At 46.9% G+C, this 26,374-nt stretch carries 32 protein-coding genes; 12 read left to right on the top strand and 20 right to left on the bottom strand.

The window, feature by feature from the left end; translation table 11 throughout:
- Positions 1 to 42: 42 nt before the first annotated feature.
- Together tsaE and V5298_RS05460 are read right to left on the bottom strand one after the other, a co-directional pair.
- A complete protein-coding gene (tsaE, locus tag V5298_RS05465; RefSeq protein ID WP_332930462.1) occupies positions 43 to 534 on the bottom strand; it encodes a tRNA (adenosine(37)-N6)-threonylcarbamoyltransferase complex ATPase subunit type 1 TsaE in 492 nt (163 codons plus the stop codon).
- A gap of 28 nt (positions 535 to 562) precedes the next feature.
- On the bottom strand, positions 563 to 2,062 hold the full coding sequence (locus tag V5298_RS05460; RefSeq protein WP_332930461.1) for an NAD(P)H-hydrate dehydratase: 1,500 nt from the start codon (positions 2,060 to 2,062) through the stop codon (positions 563 to 565).
- A 6-nt stretch (positions 2,063 to 2,068) separates the two neighbouring features.
- Here V5298_RS05460 and queG point away from each other — a divergent pair, with 6 nt between their 5' ends.
- The gene (gene queG / locus V5298_RS05455) at positions 2,069 to 3,211 is read left to right on the top strand and encodes a tRNA epoxyqueuosine(34) reductase QueG (protein ID WP_332930460.1); all 1,143 of its coding nucleotides are present in this window, start codon (positions 2,069 to 2,071) and stop codon (positions 3,209 to 3,211) included.
- A 25-nt stretch (positions 3,212 to 3,236) separates the two neighbouring features.
- On the opposite strand, the gene hemE is transcribed toward queG, so the two are convergent.
- Entirely contained in the window at positions 3,237 to 4,328 is a 1,092-nt protein-coding gene (hemE, locus tag V5298_RS05450) for a uroporphyrinogen decarboxylase (protein ID WP_332930459.1), read from the bottom strand.
- 252 nt (positions 4,329 to 4,580) lie between these two features.
- Positions 4,581 to 5,411: an NAD(+) diphosphatase gene (nudC, locus tag V5298_RS05445; protein ID WP_332930458.1), complete on the bottom strand. Its 831-nt coding sequence runs from the start codon at positions 5,409 to 5,411 to the stop codon at positions 4,581 to 4,583.
- Between the two features lie 152 nt (positions 5,412 to 5,563).
- Between nudC and rsd the strand changes: the two genes are divergently transcribed.
- The 5 genes from rsd to V5298_RS05420 all read left to right on the top strand — a co-directional run bounded on the left by rsd (position 5,564) and on the right by V5298_RS05420 (position 8,690).
- Positions 5,564 to 6,034: a sigma D regulator gene (gene rsd, locus V5298_RS05440; RefSeq protein ID WP_332930457.1), complete on the top strand. Its 471-nt coding sequence runs from the start codon at positions 5,564 to 5,566 to the stop codon at positions 6,032 to 6,034.
- Positions 6,035 to 6,090: 56 nt separating this feature from the next.
- Complete coding sequence (locus V5298_RS05435; protein WP_332930456.1) at positions 6,091 to 6,564, top strand: transcriptional repressor; 474 nt, start codon at positions 6,091 to 6,093, stop codon at positions 6,562 to 6,564.
- Positions 6,554 to 7,018 (top strand): chemotaxis protein CheX, encoded by a 465-nt coding sequence (locus tag V5298_RS05430; protein ID WP_332930455.1) that lies wholly within the window; start codon positions 6,554 to 6,556, stop codon positions 7,016 to 7,018. The genes V5298_RS05435 and V5298_RS05430 overlap by 11 nt, the downstream gene beginning before the upstream one ends.
- Entirely contained in the window at positions 6,978 to 7,442 is a 465-nt protein-coding gene (locus tag V5298_RS05425) for a secondary thiamine-phosphate synthase enzyme YjbQ (RefSeq protein ID WP_416351150.1), read from the top strand. The genes V5298_RS05430 and V5298_RS05425 overlap by 41 nt, the downstream gene beginning before the upstream one ends.
- A 108-nt stretch (positions 7,443 to 7,550) precedes the next feature.
- Positions 7,551 to 8,690: an OmpA family protein gene (locus tag V5298_RS05420; RefSeq protein ID WP_332930453.1), complete on the top strand. Its 1,140-nt coding sequence runs from the start codon at positions 7,551 to 7,553 to the stop codon at positions 8,688 to 8,690.
- A gap of 68 nt (positions 8,691 to 8,758) precedes the next feature.
- Here the strand turns inward: V5298_RS05420 and dnaB are convergent, their stop codons facing one another.
- The 4 genes from dnaB to V5298_RS05400 all read right to left on the bottom strand — a co-directional run bounded on the left by dnaB (position 8,759) and on the right by V5298_RS05400 (position 12,423).
- Complete coding sequence (gene dnaB / locus V5298_RS05415) at positions 8,759 to 10,147, bottom strand: replicative DNA helicase (RefSeq protein WP_332930452.1); 1,389 nt, start codon at positions 10,145 to 10,147, stop codon at positions 8,759 to 8,761.
- 199 nt (positions 10,148 to 10,346) lie between these two features.
- Entirely contained in the window at positions 10,347 to 11,339 is a 993-nt protein-coding gene (locus tag V5298_RS05410; RefSeq protein ID WP_332930451.1) for a hypothetical protein, read from the bottom strand.
- A gap of 17 nt (positions 11,340 to 11,356) precedes the next feature.
- Positions 11,357 to 11,860 (bottom strand): hypothetical protein, encoded by a 504-nt coding sequence (locus V5298_RS05405; RefSeq protein ID WP_332930450.1) that lies wholly within the window; start codon positions 11,858 to 11,860, stop codon positions 11,357 to 11,359.
- Positions 11,857 to 12,423, bottom strand: a complete 567-nt coding sequence (locus V5298_RS05400) for an RNA polymerase sigma factor (protein ID WP_332930449.1) — start codon at positions 12,421 to 12,423, stop codon at positions 11,857 to 11,859. The genes V5298_RS05405 and V5298_RS05400 overlap by 4 nt, the downstream gene beginning before the upstream one ends.
- A 137-nt stretch (positions 12,424 to 12,560) precedes the next feature.
- Here V5298_RS05400 and V5298_RS05395 point away from each other — a divergent pair, with 137 nt between their 5' ends.
- The gene (locus tag V5298_RS05395) at positions 12,561 to 13,196 is read left to right on the top strand and encodes an MOSC domain-containing protein (RefSeq protein ID WP_332930448.1); all 636 of its coding nucleotides are present in this window, start codon (positions 12,561 to 12,563) and stop codon (positions 13,194 to 13,196) included.
- Between the two features lie 130 nt (positions 13,197 to 13,326).
- On the opposite strand, the gene rpsQ is transcribed toward V5298_RS05395, so the two are convergent.
- From rpsQ to rpsJ, 11 genes are read right to left on the bottom strand one after another with little or no spacing between them, the layout of a single operon-like run.
- Positions 13,327 to 13,584 carry a 30S ribosomal protein S17 gene (gene rpsQ / locus V5298_RS05390; RefSeq protein ID WP_332930447.1) on the bottom strand — a complete coding sequence of 86 codons (258 nt, stop codon included), beginning with the start codon at positions 13,582 to 13,584 and terminating at the stop codon, positions 13,327 to 13,329.
- Positions 13,584 to 13,775 (bottom strand): 50S ribosomal protein L29, encoded by a 192-nt coding sequence (gene rpmC, locus V5298_RS05385; RefSeq protein ID WP_216031059.1) that lies wholly within the window; start codon positions 13,773 to 13,775, stop codon positions 13,584 to 13,586. Before rpmC ends, rpsQ begins: the two co-directional genes overlap by 1 nt.
- Positions 13,775 to 14,188 carry a 50S ribosomal protein L16 gene (gene rplP, locus V5298_RS05380; protein ID WP_216027168.1) on the bottom strand — a complete coding sequence of 138 codons (414 nt, stop codon included), beginning with the start codon at positions 14,186 to 14,188 and terminating at the stop codon, positions 13,775 to 13,777. The genes rpmC and rplP overlap by 1 nt, the downstream gene beginning before the upstream one ends.
- Positions 14,189 to 14,190: 2 nt before the next feature.
- Positions 14,191 to 14,892: a 30S ribosomal protein S3 gene (gene rpsC / locus V5298_RS05375; RefSeq protein WP_216031057.1), complete on the bottom strand. Its 702-nt coding sequence runs from the start codon at positions 14,890 to 14,892 to the stop codon at positions 14,191 to 14,193.
- 9 nt (positions 14,893 to 14,901) lie between these two features.
- Positions 14,902 to 15,234, bottom strand: coding sequence for a 50S ribosomal protein L22 (gene rplV, locus V5298_RS05370; RefSeq protein WP_332930446.1), 333 nt, complete (start codon positions 15,232 to 15,234; stop codon positions 14,902 to 14,904).
- Between the two features lie 11 nt (positions 15,235 to 15,245).
- Positions 15,246 to 15,521, bottom strand: coding sequence for a 30S ribosomal protein S19 (gene rpsS / locus V5298_RS05365; RefSeq protein WP_332930445.1), 276 nt, complete (start codon positions 15,519 to 15,521; stop codon positions 15,246 to 15,248).
- A 15-nt stretch (positions 15,522 to 15,536) separates the two neighbouring features.
- Positions 15,537 to 16,361 (bottom strand): 50S ribosomal protein L2, encoded by an 825-nt coding sequence (rplB, locus tag V5298_RS05360; protein ID WP_332930444.1) that lies wholly within the window; start codon positions 16,359 to 16,361, stop codon positions 15,537 to 15,539.
- 14 nt (positions 16,362 to 16,375) lie between these two features.
- The gene (rplW, locus tag V5298_RS05355) at positions 16,376 to 16,675 is read right to left on the bottom strand and encodes a 50S ribosomal protein L23 (protein WP_332930443.1); all 300 of its coding nucleotides are present in this window, start codon (positions 16,673 to 16,675) and stop codon (positions 16,376 to 16,378) included.
- The gene (rplD, locus tag V5298_RS05350) at positions 16,672 to 17,277 is read right to left on the bottom strand and encodes a 50S ribosomal protein L4 (protein WP_332930442.1); all 606 of its coding nucleotides are present in this window, start codon (positions 17,275 to 17,277) and stop codon (positions 16,672 to 16,674) included. The genes rplW and rplD overlap by 4 nt, the downstream gene beginning before the upstream one ends.
- Before the next feature lie 18 nt (positions 17,278 to 17,295).
- Positions 17,296 to 17,934, bottom strand: a complete 639-nt coding sequence (gene rplC, locus V5298_RS05345; protein ID WP_332930441.1) for a 50S ribosomal protein L3 — start codon at positions 17,932 to 17,934, stop codon at positions 17,296 to 17,298.
- An 18-nt stretch (positions 17,935 to 17,952) separates the two neighbouring features.
- The gene (gene rpsJ / locus V5298_RS05340) at positions 17,953 to 18,264 is read right to left on the bottom strand and encodes a 30S ribosomal protein S10 (protein WP_008845776.1); all 312 of its coding nucleotides are present in this window, start codon (positions 18,262 to 18,264) and stop codon (positions 17,953 to 17,955) included.
- Positions 18,265 to 18,742: 478 nt separating this feature from the next.
- On the opposite strand from rpsJ, the gene V5298_RS05335 reads away from it, so the two are divergent.
- The gene (locus V5298_RS05335) at positions 18,743 to 20,965 is read left to right on the top strand and encodes a GspE/PulE family protein (RefSeq protein ID WP_332930440.1); all 2,223 of its coding nucleotides are present in this window, start codon (positions 18,743 to 18,745) and stop codon (positions 20,963 to 20,965) included.
- A gap of 20 nt (positions 20,966 to 20,985) precedes the next feature.
- Here V5298_RS05335 and V5298_RS05330 read toward each other — a convergent pair whose 3' ends face one another.
- Positions 20,986 to 21,795, bottom strand: coding sequence for a hypothetical protein (locus V5298_RS05330; RefSeq protein WP_332930439.1), 810 nt, complete (start codon positions 21,793 to 21,795; stop codon positions 20,986 to 20,988).
- Positions 21,796 to 22,008: 213 nt separating this feature from the next.
- On the opposite strand from V5298_RS05330, the gene V5298_RS05325 reads away from it, so the two are divergent.
- The 4 genes from V5298_RS05325 (at position 22,009) to V5298_RS05310 (ending at position 26,365) form a co-directional block, all read left to right on the top strand.
- Entirely contained in the window at positions 22,009 to 22,731 is a 723-nt protein-coding gene (locus tag V5298_RS05325; protein WP_332930438.1) for a flagellar basal body L-ring protein FlgH, read from the top strand.
- A 6-nt stretch (positions 22,732 to 22,737) separates the two neighbouring features.
- A complete protein-coding gene (locus V5298_RS05320) occupies positions 22,738 to 23,943 on the top strand; it encodes a flagellar assembly protein T N-terminal domain-containing protein (RefSeq protein WP_332930437.1) in 1,206 nt (401 codons plus the stop codon).
- Between the two features lie 490 nt (positions 23,944 to 24,433).
- On the top strand, positions 24,434 to 24,991 hold the full coding sequence (locus tag V5298_RS05315) for a GbsR/MarR family transcriptional regulator (protein ID WP_332930436.1): 558 nt from the start codon (positions 24,434 to 24,436) through the stop codon (positions 24,989 to 24,991).
- Between the two features lie 9 nt (positions 24,992 to 25,000).
- The gene (locus V5298_RS05310) at positions 25,001 to 26,365 is read left to right on the top strand and encodes a cytochrome ubiquinol oxidase subunit I (RefSeq protein WP_332930435.1); all 1,365 of its coding nucleotides are present in this window, start codon (positions 25,001 to 25,003) and stop codon (positions 26,363 to 26,365) included.
- The last annotated feature ends 9 nt before the right edge of the window (positions 26,366 to 26,374 follow it).

Raw genomic sequence — 26,374 nt, 5'->3', positions numbered from 1 at the left:
TAAAACCTGCTTTTAATCGCTGTTATTATATTATTCTCCGCCTTATGTACCCATTGATGTAGACAATTGCGTCAGCACACCTGCGCCCTTGGGTGTTTTAGCGGCGATCATTATTTTTCTACTATTATCGTGAACATTGATACTAATCACTAAATCAGCGGCTGCCAAGTATTCCGCCCCTTTTTGCGGCCACTCCACCAAACAAATTGTACTCTCAGCAAAATAGTCCCGAATTCCCATAAATTCCAGCTCTTCCGGATCCGCTAATCGATATAAGTCAAAATGAAATACCGTCACGCCGTCGAGCTCATAGGGTTCCACCAGCGTATAAGTAGGACTTTTCACCTTACCCTGATGCCCCAATTGCTGGATAAAATACCGGCTAAAGGTGGTTTTACCCGCGCCAAGATCGCCTTTTAAATAGATTACAATCCCTGCGGGTAAGGCTTTTTCACACACTTGTGCCAGTTTAACCGCCACAGACTGGGTCTCTTCCAGTTCAGGCGTGTCATAAATTAACGTATGGTCCGACATGCACTCTCTACTTCACATAGATAAAAAATCACTGGTTAATCAACGCACGTACAGCGTCATATAAATCGCTGGCTATCATACCACGTTGACCATACAACCCCGCAATTTCATCGCCGGCTTTCGCGTGTATCGTAACGCCATATTTGGCCGCCATATCTCGTGCTAAGCCTTGGGCCAGTAATGCCCCTAAAATCCCACTTAGCACATCTCCACTGCCAGCCGTCGCCATGCCCGGGTTACCATGTTTACATACCCAAGTAGACCATTCGTTATCGATAATGGTTCCAGCGCCTTTTAACACACAGGTGGCGTGATAACGCTGGGCACACTGTCGCGCATAATTAAATCGTTCGGTTTCCACATCATCGATAGTAACGCCAAGCAATCGCGCTGCTTCGCCTGCGTGGGGCGTTAAAATACAATCACTGATGGTGTATGCCGTCGCTTGACGACAAAGAATGTTTAATGCATCCGCATCAATGACTACCGCCTTGCTTGTTGATTGGCAATGCTTCATCACAGTGGTAAATACTGACTCTGCCCATTCGTCCTGCCCTAAACCCGGACCAATAACCACACAGGTTGCCCACTCAAGGGCGGCTTCCAGCTCGTCAGCACTCACCATCAGTTCCGGGCGTCCGGCACTTACTTGCACAATGGAGGCTTCGTGGGTAAAAACCCTCACCATCCCCGCGCCGCTGCGCAGTGCCGCCTCACCACTCAGGCGGATTGCCCCAGCAGTGCCCTTGTTACCGCCAACACACAGTAAACGCCCATAGGTGCCTTTATGACTGTGCACATCTCTTGGACCGAGGCCACGAAATTGTTCAATATCAAGCAGCGTTGCCGAAGACCGCGCCAAACCAGCAAACGCTTTGCCTATTCCCAGATCATCAAAAACCAATTTCCCACATGACTGCTTACCCGCACCTGTGGTCAGACCCGGCTTAATGCCGACAAAGGTAACTGTCACATCGGCCTGGACGCAGCGCCCCAGAGACTGACCGGTATTCGCGTCCAACCCTGACGGCACATCAATACTGACAACAGGGATACTATGGGCATTAAGTGCATCGATAATATCGGCAAATTCATTGCGTATATAACTGGTGATCCCCGTGCCTAACATGGCATCTACCACTAAACCGGCCTTATCTAGCAGCGCCGGATCAAAATGCCTGATACTACCGCCGGACTCTCGCCACTGGGCTTGGGCCTTACCCGCATCACCCTTTAATACACGGTCAGGCTCTACCGCACACACCCAAACCTGCTTACCTGCTTGCTTCGCTTTTAAAGCGGCGATATATCCGTCGCCAGCGTTATTTCCCTGGCCAACAATTACCAAATAGATATCGGTATTAGGCAGTAAATTCTGGCATTGTCTAAACACAGCGTCACCTGCTCGCTGCATTAAGGTGTACATATCGCACCCGCTTTGTTCGGCGGCTGCACCTTCATTTTCTCTAACCTGTTCGGCGCGAAAGAGTTTGTGTGCTAAGCTTGTTGCGAGTTTAGTATCTAGCATGGTTTCGTGTCCGCGTTGCAATCAATTGATCTTATAAAGTTAGCAAACGATATCAAGGCTTGGGGCCGTGCGCTAGGGTTTCAGCACGTCGGCATCAGTGATATTGATCTAGCTTCCCATGAAAAGCACCTATCCCAATGGCTGGAAAAAGGCTATCACGGGGATATGACGTACATGGAATCCCATGGCATGAAGCGAGCCCGTCCTGCGGAGCTAGTTCCCGGCACAATGCGGGTAATCAGTGTTCGTATGGATTATTTACCCCCCGACGCCTCCTTTGCCAGACACCTTAAAGATGACCAAATTGCCTATATTAGCCGTTACGCTTTAGGCCGCGATTATCATAAAGTGGTGCGCAACCGGTTAAAGCAGTTGGGCGAAAAAATAAAAAGTGCGCTGTCTGACACTGCCTATCGTCCCTTTGTGGATTCTGCCCCCGTCCTTGAACATGCACTGGCAGAAAAAGCAGGCTTAGGCTGGACCGGAAAACACTCCCTGACCCTGAGTAAAGAAGCGGGATCATGGTTTTTTCTTGGTGAACTATTCATTAATTTACCTCTCCCTGTGGATGCCCCGGTTGAAGAAGGCTGTGGTAGTTGTACCGCCTGTCTGACCATTTGTCCCACAAGGGCTATCGTCGCGCCCTATACCGTCGATGCAAGACGGTGTATTTCTTATCTCACCATTGAAAACGACGGTCCTATTCCCGAATCATTGCGCCCCCTGATGGGAAATCGCATCTACGGCTGCGATGATTGTCAATTAGTGTGTCCATGGAATCGCTTTGCCAGTATTACCGAAGAAAAGGATTTTCACCCCCGACAACAACTGCACGGACAAAGGTTAGACGTCTTATTTAGCTGGGATGAAGCCACGTTCTTAAAACAAACTGAAGGTTCACCCATTCGCAGAATTGGTTATGAGCGATGGTTAAGAAATATCGCCGTGGCAATGGGCAATGCCAGCCCGAGTGCAACGTTCATCACCGCCCTGAACAACAAAAGTGGTAGGGTGTCTGACCTCGTACAAGAGCATATTGATTGGGCTTTAGGTGAACTTGCGCGAAAACAGGGCCAGTCTGATGACGTCAACCGACAGAAAAATCGATTAACCCGTGTGATTGAGAAAGGATTATCAAGAGATGCCTAAGCGACATCTCTTTGATAAAAAATATTTATTTGTGGTATGGCTGACTAAGTTTATGTACGGCGTCGACAAATACACCGGCATTTTCTGGCGGCACATCTAGGTGAATACCATGACCTAAGTTAAACACGTGGCCAGATCCCTCACCAAACCCAGACAGTATGTGGGCGACTTCTTCTTCGATTCTTTGTGCGGAGGCATAGAGCATAGATGGATCCATATTACCTTGTAAGGCCACCTTGTCCCCTACCCGCGCTTTTGCTTCTGCGATATCAATGGTCCAATCTAAACCCACAGCATCACAGCCGGTATCGGCAATGGCTTCTAGCCACATACCACCGTTTTTGGTAAACAGGGTTACCGGCACACGTCTGCCTTCGTTTTCCCGCGTTAAGCCTTCTACGATCCGAGCCATGTACTGCAACGAGAAGAGCTTGTAATCCCGAGGCGATAAAACACCCCCCCAGGTATCAAAAATCATCACCGACTGCGCCCCGGCGGCAATTTGCGCATTAAGGTAATGGGTAACAGAATCTGCTAGCTTTTCCAATAATTGATGCAGTAACCCGGGCTCTGCAAAGGCCATTTTTTTTATTTTGGTAAAGGCTTTACTGGTTCCCCCTTCCACCATATAGGTGGCTAAAGTCCAAGGACTACCAGAAAATCCAATCAACGGCACCTCCCCTTTCAACTCCCGACGAATGGTGCGCACGGCATTCATCACGTACTGGAGTTCGCCTTCCGGATCAGGAACGCCAATTTTATTCACATCAGCCTGACAGGTAATAGGATGCGCAAACCGCGGGCCTTCACCGGCTTCAAAATACAAACCCAAACCCATGGCATCGGGAATCGTGAGAATATCGGAAAACAAAATTGCAGCATCCAATGGAAAACGGCGCAAGGGTTGCAATGTCACTTCACAGGCAAGATCGGCGTTTTTACACAACGACATAAAGTCGCCGGCCTCAGCGCGAGTCGCTTTATATTCCGGCAAATAGCGGCCAGCCTGGCGCATCATCCATACGGGTGTCATATCAACAGGCTGTTTTTGTAAAGCACGTAAATAGCGATCATTTTTTAACGCTGGACGCGCTTCTGATGGACGGGGTGCCGACATGCAAATCCTCTTATTTGGATGATTAAAATTCGCCGGCAGTATAGCAAACTTTCACAGACGGGGTGAATATCACGCTTCCGATGGGCCTAATTCATAAAAAGGATTAAAAAAATAGACAAAAGTATAAGACTTTAGTCTTGTATATCCCATCGTACCTTGCTAATAATAGATTTAATAAGAAGAAGCTCATCTATGAGACCGCGATATAACTTCCTACGAACCCCGCTTGCGGGGTTTTTTATTGTCTTATTTTTAACCCAGTGATTTGCGCACCACAGCGTCAATCAGACGGCCGGCTATGGACATTTTAGGCGGGATGGTGGGCAATTTATCCACATCAAACCACTGGGCGTCAACAATTTCGCCCTCTTGAGGAATGATGTCTCCGCTTTCGTACTCGGCCAGATAACCCATCATCAATGAATGGGGGAACGGCCACGGCTGACTGCCAAAATAAGAAAGGTTCTTTATTTTAACGTTTACTTCTTCTTCTACTTCGCGATGAACGGCGTGTTCCAAACTTTCACCACTTTCAACAAATCCCGCCAAGGTTGAATACATATTACTGTCTTTATGACGCACACCTTTGGCCAGTAGAATTTGATTGTCGCGATAAATAGCAACAATAATACAGGGGGAAATTCGCGGATAAGCACGGTGTTTACACTGATGGCACTGAACCGCCATTTCCCAATCCACCTGCTCGGTTCGCCCACCGCATTGCCCGCAGTATCGGTGTGTTCTTAAAAAATGCACATATTGCCAAGCTCTGGCCACAACATAAAACTGAGTATCGGTACCCACACCCAGTACGCTGCGCATGGAACACAGCTCCCAATCAGGGTGCTGAGGAAATTCAGCCCCTAAATCGATGACGAAAACGGGCTTATCCAGCTTATGAGAATCAGCAAGTGGCAACAGTTCTACCACACTACTTTGATGATGATGTAGAAAATCTAACTCCTGCCAACGACCGATATGAAGTACCGGGGTATGTTTCTTTACCAGCAGTTGGTCGCGACTGAATATTACCCATATTCCTTCGCAAGTGCTTAATTGTGATTCGGTAACCGCACGTATCATCGCTTCTACTCTTCTCTGATTTCTCTTGCTATTTTAAGGCCTGACCGGAAAAGTTACAGTAAATTTATTATCCACCCTGCGACTATCATTGTTAAGGCCTGTGCCAGTGTTATACTTGAACGATACGCAGTAAGCTGCCTATGGAGATAGAAATGCTGAGTAAACTGGAACAAGCCAAGGAAAAATGGGGCGGCGTCTCGCGTACTATTGATAACTGGCTCAAAGCAAGACAACAATTATTGGTACGGTATTGTGAATTAGCCGGATTGTCAGATAACAACAGTGCCTTACCCGATGCCAAAGAAATCAGCGAATTTTGTACGCTCATGATGGACTATTGTTCTGCCGGGCATTTCGGTATATATGACAAGCTGACGGATACCGATGATCAGGCGCAAAGCCTGAAAGACCGTTATTACCCCCAAATCGCCGATACCACTGACAAAATATTGGCTTTTTCAGATCATTTCAGCGACACATTCTCAAATCAACAGGCCTCATCATTTGACAACGAACTGGCCGTGTTGGGCGAAGTCCTTGAAGAACGCTTCGGCTTGGAAGATGAATTAATTACACATATGTATCAGCGTCTTGACAAAATGTCAGATAAGCCTAGGGATTAGCGAATTCGCCCTGATATGATTACAATGAAGACTAAAACGTTTGCCGGTTTCAAATAATGAATAATACAACTTTGATTAACAAAGCCAGAGCTTATTGCGAGCAACGTGGCGCTAGATTTACCCCTTTGCGAGAAAAAGTTTACCAGATCCTACTTGGAAAGCATGGTCCTATGGGGGCTTATGAACTTCTCGATACATTAAAAGAAACGGAATCAAGTGCAAAACCAGCCACGGTATACAGGGCACTGGATTTTTTACTGGAATTTAGTTTTATCCATCGCTTGGAATCAACAAACGCTTTCGTTGCATGCCATCATTTTGGTTGCCAACATCCGGTACAGTTCCTAATTTGCGACAGTTGTGGCGATGTTGCAGAAATTCAATCTGAAGGATTACAAGAAACCTTAGACGCCCAAGCCAAAAAATTTGGCTTTAAAGTCTCTAAGCAAACGGTGGAAGCTCACGGACTATGTGCCGACTGTCAGGAGGCAGAAACGACACAGATAGAGGACATAAAACATGAATGTTGAGTTTGTAAACCCCTTTATTAGTGGCTTACTAAATGTCATGGAAACCATGGCTCAAACCACCCTAAAACCGGGGAAACCCAAGCGAAAACAAAGTGATATTGCTAAAGGCGATGTCTCTGGTTTAATTGGCATGGTAGGGCCACAAATCAAAGGCTCCATGTCAATTACCTTCGATGAGGGACTTGCCCTAGCCATCATGGAACGTATGGTTGGAGAACGACCAGAAAAGCTGGATGCGGAAGTCGGTGATATGGTAGGTGAAGTCACCAACATGATTTGCGGCAATGCAAAACGTGAGCTGGCTGAGAAAGGGTTTGAGTTTGGCATGGCCACCCCCATCGTTGTGTCAGGAAAGCAACATACCATTAGTCACCAAGTCGATGGTTCTAAGCTTATTATGCCCTTTATGTGCGATGAGGGCATCGCTCATATGGAAATCTGTTTTGACAAATAACTGGTTGCAGAAAACCATTACACTCCCCGCTTTTCAGCGGGGCTTTCATTTGGTCACAGAACACATCTGTGACCAATTGCCTGAGCTTCAAAAAGTACACATTGGGCAGCTACACCTCTGGCTTCAGCACACCAGCGCCAGTCTTACCATTAACGAAAATGCCGATCCCACAGTAAGAAGTGATCTCGAAGCATGGTTTAACCATACTGTACTGGAAGAAAATAGCTATTACACCCACACCTATGAAGGTAGGGATGATATGCCTGCGCACATTAAATCCAGCCTATTAGGTTGCGAAGTGACGATCCCGATCAAAGAAGGGCAGTTACAACTGGGAGTCTGGCAAGGTATAATTTTAGGTGAGCACCGCAATTCTGGGGGGAATCGGCGCATAGTCGCTACTGTTCAAGGTCTGTGGCGGTAAAATCATTCCCTTGAGAAATTACACCTTTTTGATAATTGGCACGTACTGTGCTTATTGTTACCATAGTTTATGATTTATCAATCACTCAACGTTATACAGGATGTGAAAATGAAGAAAACATTTAGGTTTACCGCTTTAGCCCTCGCTGTGATGACTTCATCACACGTTGTTGCTCAAGAAGATGATTCCACAGCACCGTATCAAAGCTGGTTAGGCTTCCACGGCATGTACTACAACGCCGACGAGTCTGATAAACCGGGACCAGACTTTATGGAAGACGGCGCTGGTTTTGGCTTCGAATACGGCTGGCGCTTCGACGAAAGCTGGGCAGTTCGTGGTGAATACACCGCGCTTGATCTGGACTACGCGCAAATCAACGGTTCTCAAGATAGCGTATCTGGCCACATGTTTGGTGTAGACGCCATGTATTTTATGCCTGATGACCTATGGTATCTGTTTGGTGGTGTCAAACGTCAGATTCTTGATGACAACTACAACTTGGCTAACGTGGGTATCGGTAAGCACTGGGACTTGAACGACGACGTTCAATTAACCACTGAACTTGCTGCGTATCGCGACTTTGATGATTCTTACTACGATTACAGCGTTAAAATTGGTGTAAGCTTCCCATTTGGTAAAGTAACGGAAACTAACTATACCGCACCAGCCCCTGTTGTTGATGGTGACAGTGACAACGATGGCGTACTTAACAGCCAAGATATGTGTCCGAACACACCGGCTGGCACCGAAGTTGACAGCAAAGGCTGCGCAGTGATTGTCGATAGCGATAACGATGGTGTAGCGGATAGCAAAGACATGTGCCCTGACACGCCTATGACCGATAAAGTAGACGCTGACGGCTGTACTGTTTTCGATCAAGAAGAAATTACCCATACGTTACATGTTCAGTTCGCCAACAACAGTGCCGAAGTATCTGATCCACATTCAGCCGAAATTGAAGAGTTTGTTGATTTCTTCAAACGCTATGGCAAAACTCAAGCGGTAATTGAAGGTCACGCATCCGCACCAGGTGATGCCGCTTACAACATGGATTTATCTAAGCGTCGTGCTGAAGCATTTAAAGACCTGCTGGTTAATGAATATGGCATTGATGCCTCACGTTTAACCGCTGAAGGTTTTGGTGAATCTCAGTTATTGATGGAAGGTAGCTCTTCTGAAGCGAACCGTGTTAACCGTCGTATCGCTATTCGTGTTACTGCTATTGTAGAAGTACCAGAAAAGCGTTAAGCCGGAATTCATATTAAAGTAAAAAAGGCGCTCATTGAGCGCCTTTTTTGTTTGTCCATTTTCAATGCTTAGTAATCGTCATCGAAATCTGGCCCTGCATAATTATCAAACCGAGAGAAGTGTCCCTGGAAGGTGAGACGGCTGGTGCCGATAGGTCCATTCCGCTGCTTACCGATAATGATTTCTGCAATGCCTTTATATTCGCTGTTCTCGTGATACACTTCATCACGGTATATAAACATGATCAAATCGGCATCCTGCTCAATGGAGCCAGACTCCCGCAAATCCGAATTGACCGGCCGTTTGTCCGCCCGCTGCTCAAGGCTTCGATTAAGCTGTGACAAGGCCACCACCGGCACTTCCAACTCTTTAGCCAAGGCTTTTAATGAACGGGAGATTTCAGCAATCTCCAATGTCCGGTTTTCACTTAACGAAGGCACCCGCATCAATTGCAGGTAATCCACCATTATAAGGCTGATCCCCCCTTTTTCCCGCGCCAGCTTCCTGGCTCGAGAGCGAACATCCATGGGCGTCAATCCCGACGAATCATCGATAAATAGGTTGTCTTTTTCCTTCAGCATGGCCATGGTATTGGATACCCGAGCCCACTCTTGATCATCAAGTTGGGCGGTTCTAATACGGGTTTGGTCTACCCGGCTTAGTGACGCTAACATACGCATCATGATCTGTTCTGAAGGCATCTCTAAGCTAAATACCAAAACCGGTTTTTCCTCGGACATCATTGCGTTTTCACACAAGTTCATGGCAAAGGTGGTTTTTCCCATTGATGGACGGGCGGCAACGATAATTAAATCGGAAGGCTGTAAGCCGCTGGTTTTTTTATCCAAATCGGTGAACCCCGTGGTCACCCCAGTCACTTCTTTACTGGTTTGAATCAAAGCTTCCAGACGCTTTATGGTTTTATCTAATACAGAATCAACGTCCCGTGGCCCTTCGTTTTCTCCGGTCCGCTTTTCTGCGATCTCGAATACTTTACTTTCGGCCATATCCAGAATGTCAGCACTATCCCGGCCTTCCGGGTTATAACCCACCTCTGCGATTTCATGGGCGACCCCAATGAGTTCCCGGGTGATAGCCCGCTCGCTGACAATTTTTGCATAAGTGGTCACGTTGGCAGAACTGGGGGTATTTTTTGCCAATTCCGCCAAATAGGCAAAGCCGCCAGCGTCTTCCAATTGATTACGATGCTCTAAGGCTTCTGAAACGGTAATAAGATCGATGGGCTGACTTTTCCCCAATAAATCCAACACCACCTTAAAAATCACCTGATGGGAATGATTGTAGAAGTCGTTTTCTGTGACCACTTCTGCAACTTTATCCCAACTTTCAGGATCAATAAGCATGCTCCCCAGTATCGCTTGTTCAGCTTCAATACTGTGTGGGGGAACCTTTAGCTTTTCGACATTTTTATCTTTTGAGGCAGAAACAGCTTTCACAATAAACGTCCGGTATTCATGGATCTGGTATTTTCCGTGAATTTAACTGAAAAGCAATGACAAAATAGAACACGCTATCGGCGCAGATACGAAATAAGCATGCCATGTCTCTGATGAATAGAGTAATTGTATCAACAAGGCGAATTGAAATGGGTGCTATCCACAGCCCTCCCCGTCGATAGCACGATGAACAAAACCGTTAGTCAGATGATGTTTCAAGGCTCAGTTCACCATGGACGGTGGACATTTCTACTCTTGCGCTGCCCCCGTTAACCGTGAAATTTAACCACTCACTCGGACCATATTTGGCCGACTGAGGCTTATCGTTTGTGATCCGGTTAATAATGTCACCGCCGGCATGAGCCTGTAATTCAAAACGGGCAGACACATCGGGTTGTAAGCTTAATTCGATTTTTCCGCCAACGGACGAGGCATCAATATCACCATCACTCATTAGAATTAAACCCGCCTCCATATCGCCATTAACGGTAGACAACGAAAGGGATTGAATGCGGGCCAGGTTTAACTCCGAATCACCATTCACCGAATCCACAAGCACGCGAGGACTTGTTGTTGCAAATTCAATGTCGCCATTGACGGTACGAAGTGTCACGTTATCATTCCCTTTGTGCCTGCCTTCAATATCGCCATTCACCGTTTCCACACTGAGCTTTCCTTGGATATTTTTGAGCGCTACATCCGCATTTACCACCACAATCTTCACTCGGCCAGACAGATCTGTCACTGACAGATCGCCGTTGACCATTTCGAACTTACTGTCGCTTTTTAACCCACTGGCCTTAACTTCCGCAACGACCGCATTGTACGTTAACCGGCTTTTTGCCGGCACAAACACCGTGAGCTTATCGCCATTGTGAGGCTTATCGCTTTGATAATTGACGTTTCTATGGTCGGTTTTTACTTTAATGACAACATCATTTCCCGACTGCTGAAAAATAAAGTCTTCGGTTCGCTCGCCCAGCTCCCCCTCAACTTTCACGGTATTGTTATCCCATCCTTGGATCCCAATCTCACCGGCAACATGTTCAAACTCAATATTAGGCGCGTCGCTGGTATCCAACGTTTGATTTACGCGCTCCTTTGCCTGAGTAGAAAAACTTGCGCTTATTAACAAGGTGGCGACGGTAGCCAATTGAACTAACTGGTGAATACGCATACGTTTTGTTTTCATAAACCTACTCCTTAATTTTATATAGGCTGCCATTGGGGCGCGTGCACTCGCTCAATAAGCAAAAGTTGCTGTTGATAAACATGCTGCAATAGACTCAGTAATGCAGGATTATTCGGGTCGTTTTCTAACGCCAGTCGAATTGCATCGGCGGCGGCGGTAAGTTGTTGCAACTGCTCTTGCCAGTTCTGTGTTAAGGCTGGCTGTCCTTTAAACTCGCTAAGCAATTGATTCACTTGCATTTGGTGCTGTTGGTTTAATTGATTCACTAACGCCAATGAGGATAAATCCCGTTGGCTGCCAGGCAGTGAAAATTTGCCTAAAATTACGCTAGCCAATAACACACCTACAAGCACGCTTGCGGCGATTGCCAGGGGAAAACGGCCTTTGCCAGATCTTTCCTCCCCGTTTTCGGGGTTTTCGGTAAGGCTTAATTCAATACCTCGCCATAAGTCCCTCTTGGGGGCAATCTGCTTTGGCAGTGCCCCGAGTTTGTTGTCTAATTCAGCGTCCGCTTTTTTCATGATCCCATCCAGCCTTGTAGGAGCTGCCTAGCTCGGTGGTACTGTGCTTTACTGGTTCCCACGGCCATATTCAACATAGTGGCGATTTCTTCATGGCGGTAACCTTCAATGCCGTGTAATACAAAGACCCAACGTGCCCGCTCGGGTAATTTACAGATAAGTGCATCTAAATCCACCTCACTACTACAGGACGGCGCTACCATTTGCCCGCCCCCAGCCTCTTCAATATTAAACATTCTCTGTAACCAGTTTTTCTGTTTTCGCTGGTAACTAATGGTGACATTCACGCTTACCCGGTAAAGCCAGGTAGAAAATTGGCTTTCACCGCTGAAATTTTGCAACTTGCGCCAAACCTGTATGAATACCTCTTGGGTTGCATCTTCAGCCAGGCCCTGCTCACCGGTAAGCCGTAGACACAATGCATATACCCGTCCTACGTGGATATCATAAAGATTACGATAGGCGTCGGTATCCCCCTTACAGGCGCGAGCAATGACATCGGCTTCATCAACCTTATCCGAATCAGCAAAACTTGATGCCGAAACGGTGAACTTCTTGTTCATTTTGTATTCCCAGTGCTATCTGGCGTTAACCGTTATATGAAAAGTTAGTCGAGTAAAAAACCACAAAGGTTTAAACTGCCCATCATTAATTTTTAATTAGGTGCGCTATGGCACTATAACCTAATGGGGAGAATTGCATGTACGTTGAAGCCTTGTTCGCAGGAAAACCCACAGCTTTTGGTCCTAGAGGCGCCCCTAGCGCCATTAAAAAAGCACCGGTAGCCTTTCTCACAGTGCACACCGACGGCACTGCCGAAGACGAACAGGGCAACAAAAAGCTCCATGGCGGGGCTGAAAAAGTCATCCATCAATTCAGCCATGACGGCTACCACCGGTTAACTAGTGCATTTCCTGATCACGCGTTTCCATTAGGAACCATCGGCGAGAATATCCTGATACCCGGCATGAACGATGAAAATGTCTTTATTGGTGATCGATACCGCATTGGCGAAGTGATCTTGCAAGTCAGTGCGCCACGGGCGCCGTGTAATAAAATTTCCCACCGGTACGGCATTAAAAACCTCGACCGCTTTGTGGGAAAAGAAGGCATCACCGGCTGGTACTATCGGGTTATTGAAACCGGCGTGATCCATCGCAACGATCCAGTAACACTGCTGAGTCGACACGATAAAACGGTATCCATTGGTGCACTGATGCGTGCAGTTCATGATCTTGGTGATGTTGATGCGGCAAAACAATTTGAAGGGTTAGAAATACTCGATGACGAATGGCGGGAAAAGTGCGCTCGGGTAATTAAACGCGCTGCCAAGTAAAACCCCGTCCTAAAGCCGTAATGTGAGTAAATAAGTCGGCGTTTGATAAGTACCTGTCCTGTTGATATTGCCAAAAAACAGACACAAAAAAGCCCGGAGAAACCGGGCTTTTTTTAAGAAAAATCCACCATTACATGCTGGCTTTTTCTACAACGTCAACTAGTGTCCAAGTTTTGTTCTTGGAGAGAGGACGACATTCACGCAAGGTGACTGTATCGCCTTCTTTGCACACATTGTTTTCGTCGTGGGCGTGAAGCTTAGTAGAGCGCTTGATGAACTTCCCATAGATAGGGTGTTTAACGAAACGTTCAACTACAACAGTGATAGACTTGTCCATCTTGTTGCTAACCACACGACCTTGCACTGTACGAATTTTTTGTTCAGTCATTACGCATCAGCCTTTTCAGTCAGAATGGTTTTAACACGCGCGATGTTGCGACGCACTTTCTTCAACTGATCAGTTTTTTCAAGCTGACCTGTTGAGTGCTGCATGCGCAAGTTGAACTGTTCGCGTAGCAGGTTTAACAACTCTGCGTTCAGCTCTTCTACGCTTTTTTCTTTCAGTTCAGTCGCTTTCATTACATCACCGTCCGAGTTACAAAGGTTGTCTTAAATGGCAGTTTTGCCGCTGCCAATTCAAACGCTTCCCGTGCAAGCGATTCAGGAACACCTTCCATCTCGTACAATACACGGCCAGGTTGAATTTGGCATACCCAGTACTCAACGTTACCTTTACCTTTACCTTGACGAACCTCAAGAGGCTTCTCAGTAATTGGCTTGTCAGGAAAAACCCGAATCCAGATTTTACCTTGACGCTTAACGTGACGAGTCATAGCACGACGCGCTGCTTCGATTTGACGCGCAGTCATACGACCACGGCCAACTGCTTTCAGGCCATAAGTGCCGAAGCTTACTTTGCTGCCAGCAATAGCAAGACCACGGTTACGACCTTTATGCATTTTACGAAATTTCATGCGTTTTGGTTGTAACATGATTAGCCCTCTCGCTTAGCGTTGCGGCCTTTCTTCTTAGGTTGAGCAGGTGGTTGCTCTTGGTTTGTAGGCAGACCGCCCAGAACCTCACCTTTGAAGATCCACACTTTAGTACCGATGATACCGTAGGTAGTCAACGCTTCTGAAGTGGCGTAATCGATGTCCGCACGGAATGTGTGCAGTGGAACACGTCCTTCACGATACCACTCAGAACGTGCAATCTCTGCACCGCCCAAACGGCCGCTTACTTCAACTTTGATACCTTTAGCACCGAGGCGCATTGCATTTTGTACCGCACGCTTCATGGCGCGACGGAACATAACACGACGCTCCAGCTGGCTTGAAATGCTATCAGCGACTAACTGTGCATCAAGCTCAGGCTTGCGTACTTCCGCAATGTTTATCTGAGCAGGCACACCGGCCAACTTAGATACATAGTTACGCAGCTTTTCTACGTCTTCGCCTTTCTTACCGATAACAACGCCAGGACGAGCGGTGTGAATAGTCACACGGATACTCTTAGCTGGACGCTCAATCACGATCTTAGAAAGTGAAGCGTTTTTAAGTTGCTTGGTCAGATACTGTCGTACCTGATGATCGTTATACAGGTTGTCTGCATAGTCTGCAGTATTAGCGTACCAGGTAGAAGTCCATGGTTTGCTGATACCCAGGCGTATACCTGTAGGATGTACCTTCTGTCCCATTATCTACTCCTAGTTATCCGCTACAACCACAGTGATGTGACTGCTACGCTTAAAGATACGATCTGCACGTCCTTTAGCACGTGGCTTGATACGTTTCATTGTTGGACCTTCATCAACGAAGATTTTCGCTACGTGCAATTCGTCAATATCGGCACCTTCGTTGTTTTCTGCATTTGCAATCGCAGACTCCAGTACTTTCTTAACTAATGCTGCGCTTTTCTTCGGGCTGTACGCTAAAACTTCAAGAGCTTTTTCAACGTGTAGACCGCGAATTTGATCCGCAACCAAGCGTGCTTTCTGAGCCGACGTGCGGGCGAAACGGTGTTTAGCTAATGCTTCCATATTCCTACCCCTTAACGTTTAGCTTTCTTATCCGCGACATGGCCGCGGTAAGTACGCGTTGGCGCAAATTCGCCCAACTTATGGCCGACCATTTCGTCACTAATAATGACAGGTACATGTTGGCGACCGTTATGGACCGCAATGGTCAACCCAATCATATCTGGGATGATCATAGAACGACGAGACCAAGTCTTAATTGGTTTACGATCGTTCTTTTCCACTGCAGCCTCTACCTTCTTCAGCAAGTGAAGGTCAATAAATGGACCTTTCTTGAGAGAACGTGGCATGGTGAATCCTCGCTTTTACTTGTTACGACGACGTACGATAAGCTTATCAGTACGCTTGTTGCTACGGGTTTTCTTACCTTTGGTAGGAACACCCCATGGAGTAACCGGGTGACGGCCACCGGATGTACGTCCTTCACCACCACCGTGTGGATGGTCTACCGGGTTCATGGCAACACCACGAACGGTAGGACGAACACCACGCCAGCGAGTTGCACCAGCTTTACCCAATGAACGCAGCATGTGTTCTGCATTGCCTACTTCACCGATAGTTGCACGGCAATCAGACAAAACTTTACGCATTTCTCCAGAACGCAAACGTAAGGTAACGTAGTTACCATCACGCGCTAGGATTTGCGCATATGCACCGGCTGAACGAGCAATTTGCGCGCCTTTGCCTGGTTTCATTTCAATAGCGTGTACAGTAGAACCTACTGGAATGTTACGCATAGGCAAGCAGTTACCTGCTTTGATAGGCGCATCAGAACCAGACTGAATAGCATCACCTGCTTTCAGACCTTTAGGAGCCAGAATGTAACGACGCTCACCGTCTGCATACAATACTAATGCAATGTTTGCAGAGCGGTTTGGATCATATTCCAAACGTTCAATTTTGGCAGGAACGCCATCTTTGTTACGTTTGAAGTCAACAATACGGTAGTGTTGCTTATGACCACCACCGATATGGCGTACCGTAATACGACCATTGTTGTTGCGGCCACCAGACTTGCTGTTCTTGTCTAGCAGAGGTGCATAAGGTGCACCTTTGTGCAGATCAGGGTTAACAACCTGAACAACGTGACGACGACCGGCAGAAGTTGGCTTAGCTTTCATTAATGGCATTTCTAATCCCCTTCTTATTCAGCGCCACCGACAAAGTCGATGTCCTGACCTTCTTTAAGCGATACATACGCTTTTTTCCAGTCGCTACGCTTACCGAAAGACATGCCGTGACGCTTGGTTTTACCCTTAACGTTCACAGTACGAACACCCGCTACTTCAACTTCAAACAGTTTCTCAACTGCTGCTTTGATTTCAGCTTTGTTCGCGTCTTTTGTTACTTTGAATACAACCGTGTTGCTCGCTTCAGCTGCCAGAGTAGACTTTTCTGAAACGTGAGGTGCTTTAAGCACCTTCAGTAGACGTTCTTCGTTCATGCTAACGCCTCCTCAAGCTGTTTCACTGCATCAGCAGTAATCAGCACTTTTTCAAAAGCGATCAGGCTAACTGGGTCAATACCAGCAACATCACGTACATCTACTTTGTACAGGTTGCGTGCAGCCAAGAACAGGTTCTCATCTACTTCAGGCGTTACGATAAGAACGTCGTTCAGATCCAGATCGTTCAGCTTAGCAATCAGAGCCTTAGTTTTAGGCGCATCCACTGCGAACTTTTCAACCACAACCAAACGGTCTTGGCGAATCAGTTCAGACAGGATGCTTTTGATCGCACCGCGGTACATTTTTTTGTTAACTTTTTGATCAAAGTCACGAGGCTTGGCTGCAAATGCACGGCCACCACCAACCCAGATTGGGCTGCGGATTGTACCAGCACGAGCACGACCAGTGCCTTTTTGACGCCATGGTTTCTTACCACCACCACGTACTTCAGAACGCGTTTTCTGCGCTTTAGTACCTTGACGAGCACCGGCACCGTAAGCAACGACTACCTGGTGTACCAGGGCTTCGTTGAAATCACGTCCAAAGGTCGCTTCGGATACTTCAAGAGCGCTTTGCGCATCTTTCAATGTTAATTCCATCAGTTCACTCCCCAGACGTTACGCTTTAACAGCTGGCTTGACGATAACGTCATTGCCAGTTGCGCCAGGTACGGCACCTTTAACCAAGATAAGGTTATTTTCTACGTCAACACGTACTACTTCCAAAGATTGGGTAGTCACTTGCTTGTTACCAAGCTGACCAGCCATTTTTTTACCTTTGAAAACTTTACCTGGTGATTGGTTCTGACCAATTGAACCAGGTGCGCGGTGTGACAAAGAGTTACCGTGAGTCATACGTTGTGAACTGAAGTTCCAACGTTTGATCGCACCGGCAAAGCCTTTACCTTTAGATGTACCAGTTACATCAATTTTTTTGGTGTCGTTGAAGATTTCAACAGTGATTTCACTGCCCACTTCAATATCAGCACCTTCATTTTCTTCTAGGCGGAATTCCACCAGAGAACGCCCTGCTTCAACACCCGCTTTAGCAAAATGACCTGCTTGAGCTTTGTTGACGCGGTTCGCTTTCTTAGTTCCAGCAGTAACCTGAAGAGCGCGATAACCGTCAGTTTCTTCAGTGCGTAACTGAGTAACACGGTTTGGGGTCGCTTCGATAACAGTCACAGGGATAGACGTACCATCTTCAGTGAAGATGCGAGTCATACCCACTTTACGACCGACAAGACCAATCGCCATTGTTATTACCCTCTCTTGTTAGCCCAGGCTGATTTGAACATCAACACCGGCAGCCAAGTCCAAACGCATCAACGCATCAACTGTTTTATCAGTTGGCTCGATGATGTCTACCAAACGCTTGTGAGTACGGATTTCGTATTGGTCACGCGCGTCTTTATTGACGTGCGGAGAAACCAGAACTGTATAGCGTTCTTTGCGAGTAGGCAGAGGAATTGGACCGCTGACCTGAGCACCAGTACGTTTCGCTGTTTCAACGATTTCAGCCGTTGATTGATCGATCAACTTGTGATCAAACGCTTTCAGACGAATACGAATTCTTTGATTTGGCATCGATTAAGCTCCAATCGAAAGAACAAAAAAATCATCTTCTCACTCCCTTTTATATCTGGGATGAAAAGATGTGCGTATAAACCAGTGATTCCCAATCGGAATCTTGTTCTTTGTTTCTGACACGCCCGCTACGTCTACGTGATTAAATCCGCTTATCGTAACTTCGGCATCTACCCTAAAAGCAGTGTAGCTGCGGCCGAAACCATGCCCATTCAGGGCAAGTGGGCGCGAATTATACAGCTTTGCCGCCTTTGCGCAAGTGCTATTTGCATTTGTAGTGCTTTATTTTTGTTCTACTTGAAAACCGTCTAGAAAATGTAAAGCCGAAGAAACCCGACAAAGGTCAAGTTGCCGCAACATACATAAAGGTATATTGTTGACCCTAATAAGCAATGGACAGTGCATCTCCTGATAATAGCGGTTTTGCCGCCTCAGGACTCGCGACTTGTAATCTACGTCACAGACAGAAAAAAAAACTATGCTCGGAAACAGTATTCAACAACTCGCATTCGACAAAATTAATACGCTGCTTGCTAAGCATTCTTCATTAATAGATGCGCTCAGTGAAATAGAACCTATCGTGCTTGAACTTTTCAGCGCCCAGCGTATGAGCATATTTCAGCGTCGTCGACAACATCAGGATTTGGTCGCCCGTTTTAAAACCGGCAAAGTGACACAGGAAATCAAAGTCCCCATTTCGCCCTTATCTATTGCTGGCTATGTGGCACTGGCACAGCGCCCCATACTCATCAGCAATCCATACGACAAAGAAGAACTTACCCAAATACATCCCCGTTTACGCTTTGCCGATAAATTCGATAAAAGCAGTAACTTTAAAACCAATAATATTCTTTGTCTTCCTGTCTTAAACGCCGGGGTTTTATTAGGCGTCATGCAGGTTATTAATAAATCCGACGGCCCGTTTAACGAGAATGACCTTAAAGTGGCGCAGGAATTGGCTGAAATTTTAGGGAATAAGTTCCGCTATGAACTCGGCGGTACCAACAACCCCTTCGACTTACTACTGCACCGTAAACAAATCGAGCCTGCAGCGTTAACCGATATTATCGATAACAGTAGCGATCAACGTACTATCATTCAGCGTCTTATGTCAGAGCACAATATCCGTGAAGGGGATATCGGGAATACGTTGTCGGTGCATTATCAGGTACCCTACATTGGGTATCTGCCTGAGAAATATCATCTGTATCAAAATGAAAGTCGGCTAAACCCGTCATACCTTAAACGCAATCTTGTTGCCGTGATAGCCGATGCCCACGACCGCCCCATTGTGCTTATGGCCGAACCCAATAACGCCGCACTGTTAATGGAAATCGAAAGTGCCATGGGGATCGACAGCTACGAAATCGCCGTCGCCTTACCTACCCAGATTTTACAGTATTTAGGTGAAAGCAGTGGACGCGGATCACCGGGCGAGATGAGCGAAATTCTCGATGAGATCAATGCCGGCGATGAAGAAGGGGATGAACATGTCGATGAGATGTCTGACGATGCCCCTGCGGTGGTGCGCTTGGTTAGTAGGGTGTTACATGATGCAAAACGCCTTAACGCCTCGGATATTCACGTTGACCCGGAAAAGAATGGCCCGACACGGGTAAGAATGCGTATAGACGGCGTATGTCGGGATATGAGCCAAATTCCCCAATCTCATCACAGTGCAGTGATTGCCCGCATTAAAATTCTGTCGAACTTAAATATTGCGGAAAAGCGCGTGCCTCAAGATGGCAAATTGGCGTTTAGAATGAATGGCCAGTTAGTGGAAGTACGGGTGGCAACCATCCCTACTGTGGCGGGCGAAGGCGTGGTAATGCGTATTTTAGCATCCGGTGGCGCCATGCCCATTGATAAAATGAATCTCGCCCCTTCAAATATGCGTCGTTTAAAAACCATGATTAAAAAGCCCCACGGTATACTACTGGTTGTGGGGCCCACCGGTTCAGGTAAAACAACCACACTCCATGCCATTCTTGGCTATCTAAACACCCCAGATAAGAAAATCTGGACAGCAGAAGATCCAGTGGAAATTACTCAGGCTGGCCTACAGCAGGTTCAGGTCAGTCCCAAAATTGGTTTTACCTTTGCCAATGCGCTGCGCGCCTTTTTGCGTGCCGACCCCGATATTATTCTTATCGGTGAGATGCGGGATAAAGAAACCGCACATGCCGGTATCGAAGCCTCCCTTACCGGTCACTTAGTGCTGTCAACACTGCATACGAACTCGGCGCCGGAAACCATCACCCGCTTACTCGACTTGGGGTTAGATCCGGTTAACTTTTCCGATGCTTGTGTGGGAATACTAGCTCAGCGATTAATTCGTACCTTGTGTGGAAACTGTAAAGAAGAGTATGTGGCTTCAGAAGATGATGTGGCCTTTATCAAACGCCAATATGGCGATGAACATCTTGATGAACTCAACCTGCCTGAACAACTAAAGCTGCATCGTCCGGGGGGTTGTGAAGAATGTGGTGGTACTGGCTATCGAGGACGTACCGGGGTACATGAATTATTAGGCATGACGCCCGAACTACGAGGCTTAATTTATAAAGAAAGCAGTGTCGCTAAAATGAAAGCTCAAGCCATGGACGACGGCATGCGTACACTGGTACAAGATGCCATTTACAAAGTACTAAAAGGCGATACGGATTTGGCACAGGTACAGATTATCAGCGGCACAGAGTAACGACGAGCGGCAATAAGCGGTTATTCGTTGCCGCTTATTGTACTGTCATCTGAATCAAATTGCCGTCTGGCAAAATTGTACGCCGAAGATGCAGCCGCTTCACCCGACTCACCGCCCACGGCTTCCGCTAAGCTTTCAGTGTCAGAAACCACGCCTTCCTCAAATAACCACTCATCCCCTAACGACCATAGATTTCCCGTGATAGAATCGCCGGTCATACCCTTAACCCCTAAGTCGAGCGCAGAATACGCTAAGCCTACCGGCCCAGCGAATAAGAAACTACCGGCTAAGTCTGACACGGCGCTGATATCAGTGGATGTCGCGGCTTGATAAACATCAGACACAATAGGGATATGGTTCAACAGGTTTACCGTATCAAACCCATCGGTCCAACCCAGACCATCCGAGCCAAAACCGTAGTTTTTAAAGGCATCCCAGGTGGATTCCCCATCTTCAACCGTTGACGCGATATCCGTGCTTTCCGTTGCACTGTCTGTGGTGCTACCGGTGGAGAAAAGGTCAGCTTGAAGCATAGTTAGAAAGGTCGATTGCATAGACGCTAAATTATCATCAGAGACCATATCGGTAAGGGTGTCCATCCCTAACCCAGCAACCCCTAACGAGCTCATTAGCTGAGATTGCATCTGTGATATGCCCTCATCACTGCTCGTGTCAGTGCCGCTTCCCCCTGCGCTAAACATCGTCAATAAACTGGCGAAATCGGCGGCCGGTTGTGCCTGTTCTGTATCGATTGTTGACGCTTCATCGGTGCTGCTAGTGTCAGCGCCACCGAAGCCAAAAAAGTCTGAAAACGTATCAATTAAGAGCATAAAAATCCCTACCCTGCAGGCATATGTCAGTTTTGTAAATATTTCGCAAATCAATAGCTTGCACACATGACATAGCGAATTTCTCAGTTAGTATCTAGTCAAGTTTACCGGGGATCAGTCTTTCAAACTCCATGAATGTCAAGAGAGATTTACATGCACGCTACTGCACAGTTAACACATAGAGCTATGAAAATAAGATGCCATAATTTACTGATGATTCTATCTTTACAATTGGCCGGCTGTGCGCAAACGCCAACAGAGGAAGAAAGCGTCGTCGCAGAGAGCGCCACGAACCCCAATGTTCAGCAACGCGCTGTAGAAGCCCGCAGTGATGAAGTGTACCAAGGTGATCCGGCGTACCGTCCGCCACGCAGTGAACCTGTATCAGTAGTTCGTGTACCCACGGGCTCCTTGTTCGATCCTGACAACGCAACGGGTTTGTACGAATTGCACCACAACTTTAAAGTGGGCGACATGATCCTGGTAGAACTGAATGAAGAAACCACATCATCAAAATCTGTGGACTACAGCGAAGATAAAAGTGCCAGTTTTACCATCGAACCGCTAACAGTAAACGCCGGTCCTATCCATATTTCCGATGACGATTTAAATGTCGATCATGAGCAAGACGGGGAATTTAATAGTTCGGCCAATGCCAGCCAATCGAATGAACTGGAAGGGAAAATAACCGTTTATGTGGTTGAGGTATTACCTAACAAAAATCTTGTGGTTGCCGGCGAAAAATGGATAACAATGAACCAAGGTAAGGAGTATATTCGTTTCTCTGGTGAAGTGCGGACCAAAGACATCAATGAAAACAATACTGTCAGTTCAGAAAAAATCGGCAATGCGCTCATTGAGTATAGTGGAAAAGGCCCTTTACAGGACAATCAGAAGCGTAGCTTACTGAGTAAATTATTTTCGATTTTTGGATAACCTTTTATGACACCTATTCTGCGTATTTTTTTGCTGCTCCTAGCTTGCTTATCGCCGTTATCAGCATTCGCCGAATGGGTACAGGGGGAATCCACCTTAGCAATCAAAGATGCCCCTTTAGATGATGTACGTCTTGTGGCCATTAAAAATGCCATTGCCGATGCCTCCTTTCAAGCGGGCAGCCTTATTTCAGCCGAAGATGTGGTGCTCAACGGCTTGCTGGTCAGCAGTAAAGCCGAGATACACTCAACAGGACGCATTCAGCGAGTAGAAATACTGAGCGAAACGGTGGAAGATGGAAAACTCACCGTCGTTGTGCGGGTCAATATCACCCCCATTTTTTCCTGCGAAAGCGACAAGTACAGCCGAACTGTGCTAGTAACCCGATTTCAATTACTCAAACCCCGCCAGGCCGCCTATGGCGACATTTATGATTTTGGACAGCAAATCAGTAAGCGCATTGAACAACAACTGATACGCCAACCTAATTCCCTTAGCGTCCAATTGATGGATCAAGCGTTTGCCGAAACCACCAGCTTCAACGCCATGCAGCCGCAAATGATGTACGAAAAAGCGTCGTATCTGGCGCAAACTTACGGCAGACAATTTATTGTATTCGGTTTTATCAGAGACATTAGTTTGTTTGAACAAATTAATACTGAGAATGACGATGACGATGCGGCCCTCAAGCGCAATTTTACCCTGGATGTCTATGTCATCGACGCATTTAGAAACGCCCTACTTCTACAGGACAGTTACCACAGTGAAGCTAACTGGTCCTTCACCGAAGCGTCTGCCGTTGACACCCACAATAGCTTGTTCTGGCGCAGTGAATATGGTCGCGTGTCATTAAATACGGTGAATGCCGCTGTTTCTGATATCAGCACTGCCATTGCCTGCAAAGCCTCTATTACACAAATTGTGGATAAATTACCCGACGGCTTGGTAGTTGGGATGGGTAGCGATCAAGGCGTCAGTTTAGGCGATAGCTTTTCACTGCTGAAAAAGCGCGCCCTGAAAAGAACACCCTACACAGGGATTGCTGTACAACATCCGTTGAAAAATCTTCGCTTTACCGTATCTGAGGTGAATGCTGGCGCCTCGGTGTTAACCAGTGATAACCCGGCGGCACTTTCCTTAGCCGATCTTTATGATCTTGTCACCCCTGCTGATACTCCCTTAGCCGACGCCATGGCTAACCAAACGCCTTAAGAAAGTAGAGTGTAATGCCAAAGAACAATCCGCGTATTGGTTTTACTGTTGAAGTGGTAGACTTTTCGCCAGAGCAATTAAACTACCAGCTCTCTTGTGAACAGGCTGATGTTCTTCGTCGTGCCCAGAATTGAGCATCCCAAAACGTCAATGGTGTCTAGAGCCCGACCCGTTAATGCTCGCCATTGAGATTGCCCGATAGAACGCAAGCGTAACAGCAGCCAAGTCCTTTCGGTGTGGCTGCACGACACAAATGATGCGGCAGTAAGCATATGCACAGCAGCGTAGCCGTCCTGCCAATGCCCCCCCTCGCTCAAATCAGCCCTTTAATCAGGAAAGCCGTTATTAGTCGGGTATCCACGTAAACACAACGCAGAAAAGCTTTATCAGATGCGAGGAGATTCTCCATTATTTTCCTGTGAAGGATTGATTTAGATCATCTTTCCGCATAAACTTTCAGTAATTTCTGAAAGTTCAGTAAGGAAATAATATGAATATGTCACCGCTTATCACCACGGCCGTCATGCATTTTGGAGAAATGGGCAGTCGCTGGGGTTTCAATCGTACCGTAGGACAAATATTTGCCCTTATTGTACTTAACGACGAACCGCTTTCGGCACAAGAGATTGCCGATGCCCTTAGTATTTCTCGCGGCAACACCAGCATGGGGCTCAAAGAGCTTCAATCATGGCAAGTCATTAAACAACACCACGTCCCTGGCGAAAGAAAAGAGTTTTTCGTCCCCGCAGGTTCCATTTGGGTACTGGCAAACCGGGTCTTTGAAGAGCGTAGAAAAAGAGAGATCGATCCCACATTAACCCTGTTGCGGGATTTAATACTTGATTCCCCCAGCTCTAAACAAGAGCAAGTGGTTCAAGAACGATTGCATGAAATTCACGATTTGCTCGAATCAGTGACGGCCTGGTCCCAAGAACTTCAAAACCTCGGTCCTGAAAAGCTCGACACCTTGATGAAACTGGGCGCCGGTGTTGGTCGTATCCTCGAACTTAAAGACAAACTTCTTCCTGGTAAGTCCCAGGAAAAATAGGAGGTTTTTATGGACGTATTATTATTGTCCCGACTACAGTTTGCGCTAAATATCAGTTTCCATATTTTGTTTCCCACCATTACCATTGCGCTGGGTTGGTATCTGTTTTACTTCAAGGTGCGATCTAACTTCTCTGGCGATCCGGTATGGATGCGTATCTACCGCTTCTGGGTACGAGTATTTGCCCTTACCTTTGCACTGGGTGTGGTTAGCGGCGTTACCATGTCATTCCAGTTCGGAACCAATTGGCCGGGCTTTATGGAAAAAGCTGGCAATGTGGCAGGCCCCTTATTGGGTTACGAAGTGCTCACGGCCTTTTTCCTCGAAGCGACATTTTTAGGGATCATGTTGTTTGGTACCAAGCGTGTGCCTAACTGGTTACATACACTTGCCTCTTTTGTCGTCGCCGCAGGCACAACCGTGTCCGCTTTTTGGATTTTAGCCCTAAACAGCTGGATGCAAACTCCCCAAGGGCATGAAGTTATAGACGGTGTGATTTATGCCAAAGACTGGTCTGCGATCATTTTTAATCCGTCATTCCCGTATCGTTTAAGCCACATGTTATTGGCATCAGGATTAACCGCGAGTTTTCTTATCGCCGGACTTTCAGCATACCGGTTATACCGTGGCGACGATAAAATTGCCCCCAAAATTGCCCTAAAAACGGCAACCTATACCGCTGCGGTACTGATCCCTCTGCAAATTATGGCCGGTGACATGCACGGTTTAAATACCTTAGAGCATCAGCCCCAAAAAATAGCCGCCATGGAAGGAATTTGGCATACAGAGAAAGGGGCGCCCTTGTTATTGTTTGCCCTTCCCGATGAGGACAGTCAGGAGAATCACTTTGAAATTGGTATTCCAAGGGGTGCCAGCCTCATTCTCACCCATGATGTAGACGGCGAGCTTAAAGGATTAAATGAATTTGAGGGTAAACATCCCCCGGTAGCACCGGTTTTCTTTTCCTTTCGGATCATGGTGGGCATGGGAATGCTGATGCTCTTTACGGCTTGGTGCGGTGCGTATTATCTGTTGCGTAAAAACGCCATGCCAGTGTGGCTCAATCGCCTTTTCATTGGCATGAGTTTCAGTGGCTGGATAGCCACCTTGTCAGGCTGGTATGTTACCGAAGTTGGCCGGCAACCATACCTGGTTAGCGGGGTACTAAAAACCCAGGATGCCGTGACCGCGTTACCGCCATCGAATGTCGCCTTGTCCTTTACCCTGTATGCACTGATGTATGTTGTTTTGCTTATCGCTTACATAGGTACCCTCACGCTGATGTGTCGGAAGTCTGTGGGAATACAAGAAATCAGCCTTGAAGAACGCAAAGAAGCCAAGAACAAACGGCTATTTGCACTAAGCGCACACTAGGAGCGTTAC

This window comes from Alteromonas sp. 14N.309.X.WAT.G.H12 (genome assembly GCF_036697315.1).
Lineage (GTDB): Bacteria > Pseudomonadota > Gammaproteobacteria > Enterobacterales > Alteromonadaceae > Alteromonas.
Note: the sequence above shows the minus strand (reverse complement) of the source record. Positions and strands in the feature narration are given on the sequence as shown.

Bases quoted from the DNA above. Each gene is read 5' to 3' on its own strand.
- V5298_RS05410 (WP_332930451.1), bottom strand. From the start codon at position 11,339: ATGAAAACAAAACGTATGCGTATTCACCAGTTAGTTCAATTGGCTACC.
- V5298_RS05335 (WP_332930440.1), top strand. From the start codon at position 18,743: ATGCTCGGAAACAGTATTCAACAACTCGCATTCGACAAAATTAATACG.
- rpsJ (WP_008845776.1), bottom strand. From the start codon at position 18,264: ATGCCAAATCAAAGAATTCGTATTCGTCTGAAAGCGTTTGATCACAAG.
- V5298_RS05315 (WP_332930436.1), top strand. From the start codon at position 24,434: ATGAATATGTCACCGCTTATCACCACGGCCGTCATGCATTTTGGAGAA.
- rplP (WP_216027168.1), bottom strand. From the start codon at position 14,188: ATGTTACAACCAAAACGCATGAAATTTCGTAAAATGCATAAAGGTCGT.
- V5298_RS05325 (WP_332930438.1), top strand. From the start codon at position 22,009: ATGATTCTATCTTTACAATTGGCCGGCTGTGCGCAAACGCCAACAGAG.
- V5298_RS05425 (WP_416351150.1), top strand. From the start codon at position 6,978: ATGAGGGCATCGCTCATATGGAAATCTGTTTTGACAAATAACTGGTTG.
- hemE (WP_332930459.1), bottom strand. From the start codon at position 4,328: ATGTCGGCACCCCGTCCATCAGAAGCGCGTCCAGCGTTAAAAAATGAT.
- V5298_RS05460 (WP_332930461.1), bottom strand. From the start codon at position 2,062: ATGCTAGATACTAAACTCGCAACAAGCTTAGCACACAAACTCTTTCGC.
- V5298_RS05320 (WP_332930437.1), top strand. From the start codon at position 22,738: ATGACACCTATTCTGCGTATTTTTTTGCTGCTCCTAGCTTGCTTATCG.
- V5298_RS05405 (WP_332930450.1), bottom strand. From the start codon at position 11,860: ATGAAAAAAGCGGACGCTGAATTAGACAACAAACTCGGGGCACTGCCA.
- V5298_RS05420 (WP_332930453.1), top strand. From the start codon at position 7,551: ATGAAGAAAACATTTAGGTTTACCGCTTTAGCCCTCGCTGTGATGACT.
- rplV (WP_332930446.1), bottom strand. From the start codon at position 15,234: ATGGAAGCATTAGCTAAACACCGTTTCGCCCGCACGTCGGCTCAGAAA.
- tsaE (WP_332930462.1), bottom strand. From the start codon at position 534: ATGTCGGACCATACGTTAATTTATGACACGCCTGAACTGGAAGAGACC.
- rplB (WP_332930444.1), bottom strand. From the start codon at position 16,361: ATGCCATTAATGAAAGCTAAGCCAACTTCTGCCGGTCGTCGTCACGTT.
- rpsS (WP_332930445.1), bottom strand. From the start codon at position 15,521: ATGCCACGTTCTCTCAAGAAAGGTCCATTTATTGACCTTCACTTGCTG.
- rplD (WP_332930442.1), bottom strand. From the start codon at position 17,277: ATGGAATTAACATTGAAAGATGCGCAAAGCGCTCTTGAAGTATCCGAA.
- rpsQ (WP_332930447.1), bottom strand. From the start codon at position 13,584: ATGACTGAACAAAAAATTCGTACAGTGCAAGGTCGTGTGGTTAGCAAC.
- V5298_RS05400 (WP_332930449.1), bottom strand. From the start codon at position 12,423: ATGAACAAGAAGTTCACCGTTTCGGCATCAAGTTTTGCTGATTCGGAT.
- V5298_RS05310 (WP_332930435.1), top strand. From the start codon at position 25,001: ATGGACGTATTATTATTGTCCCGACTACAGTTTGCGCTAAATATCAGT.
- V5298_RS05430 (WP_332930455.1), top strand. From the start codon at position 6,554: ATGAATGTTGAGTTTGTAAACCCCTTTATTAGTGGCTTACTAAATGTC.
- V5298_RS05330 (WP_332930439.1), bottom strand. From the start codon at position 21,795: ATGCTCTTAATTGATACGTTTTCAGACTTTTTTGGCTTCGGTGGCGCT.
- rpmC (WP_216031059.1), bottom strand. From the start codon at position 13,775: ATGAAAGCGACTGAACTGAAAGAAAAAAGCGTAGAAGAGCTGAACGCA.
- rpsC (WP_216031057.1), bottom strand. From the start codon at position 14,892: ATGGGACAGAAGGTACATCCTACAGGTATACGCCTGGGTATCAGCAAA.
- rplC (WP_332930441.1), bottom strand. From the start codon at position 17,934: ATGGCGATTGGTCTTGTCGGTCGTAAAGTGGGTATGACTCGCATCTTC.
- nudC (WP_332930458.1), bottom strand. From the start codon at position 5,411: ATGATACGTGCGGTTACCGAATCACAATTAAGCACTTGCGAAGGAATA.
- V5298_RS05435 (WP_332930456.1), top strand. From the start codon at position 6,091: ATGAATAATACAACTTTGATTAACAAAGCCAGAGCTTATTGCGAGCAA.
- rsd (WP_332930457.1), top strand. From the start codon at position 5,564: ATGCTGAGTAAACTGGAACAAGCCAAGGAAAAATGGGGCGGCGTCTCG.
- rplW (WP_332930443.1), bottom strand. From the start codon at position 16,675: ATGAACGAAGAACGTCTACTGAAGGTGCTTAAAGCACCTCACGTTTCA.
- V5298_RS05395 (WP_332930448.1), top strand. From the start codon at position 12,561: ATGTACGTTGAAGCCTTGTTCGCAGGAAAACCCACAGCTTTTGGTCCT.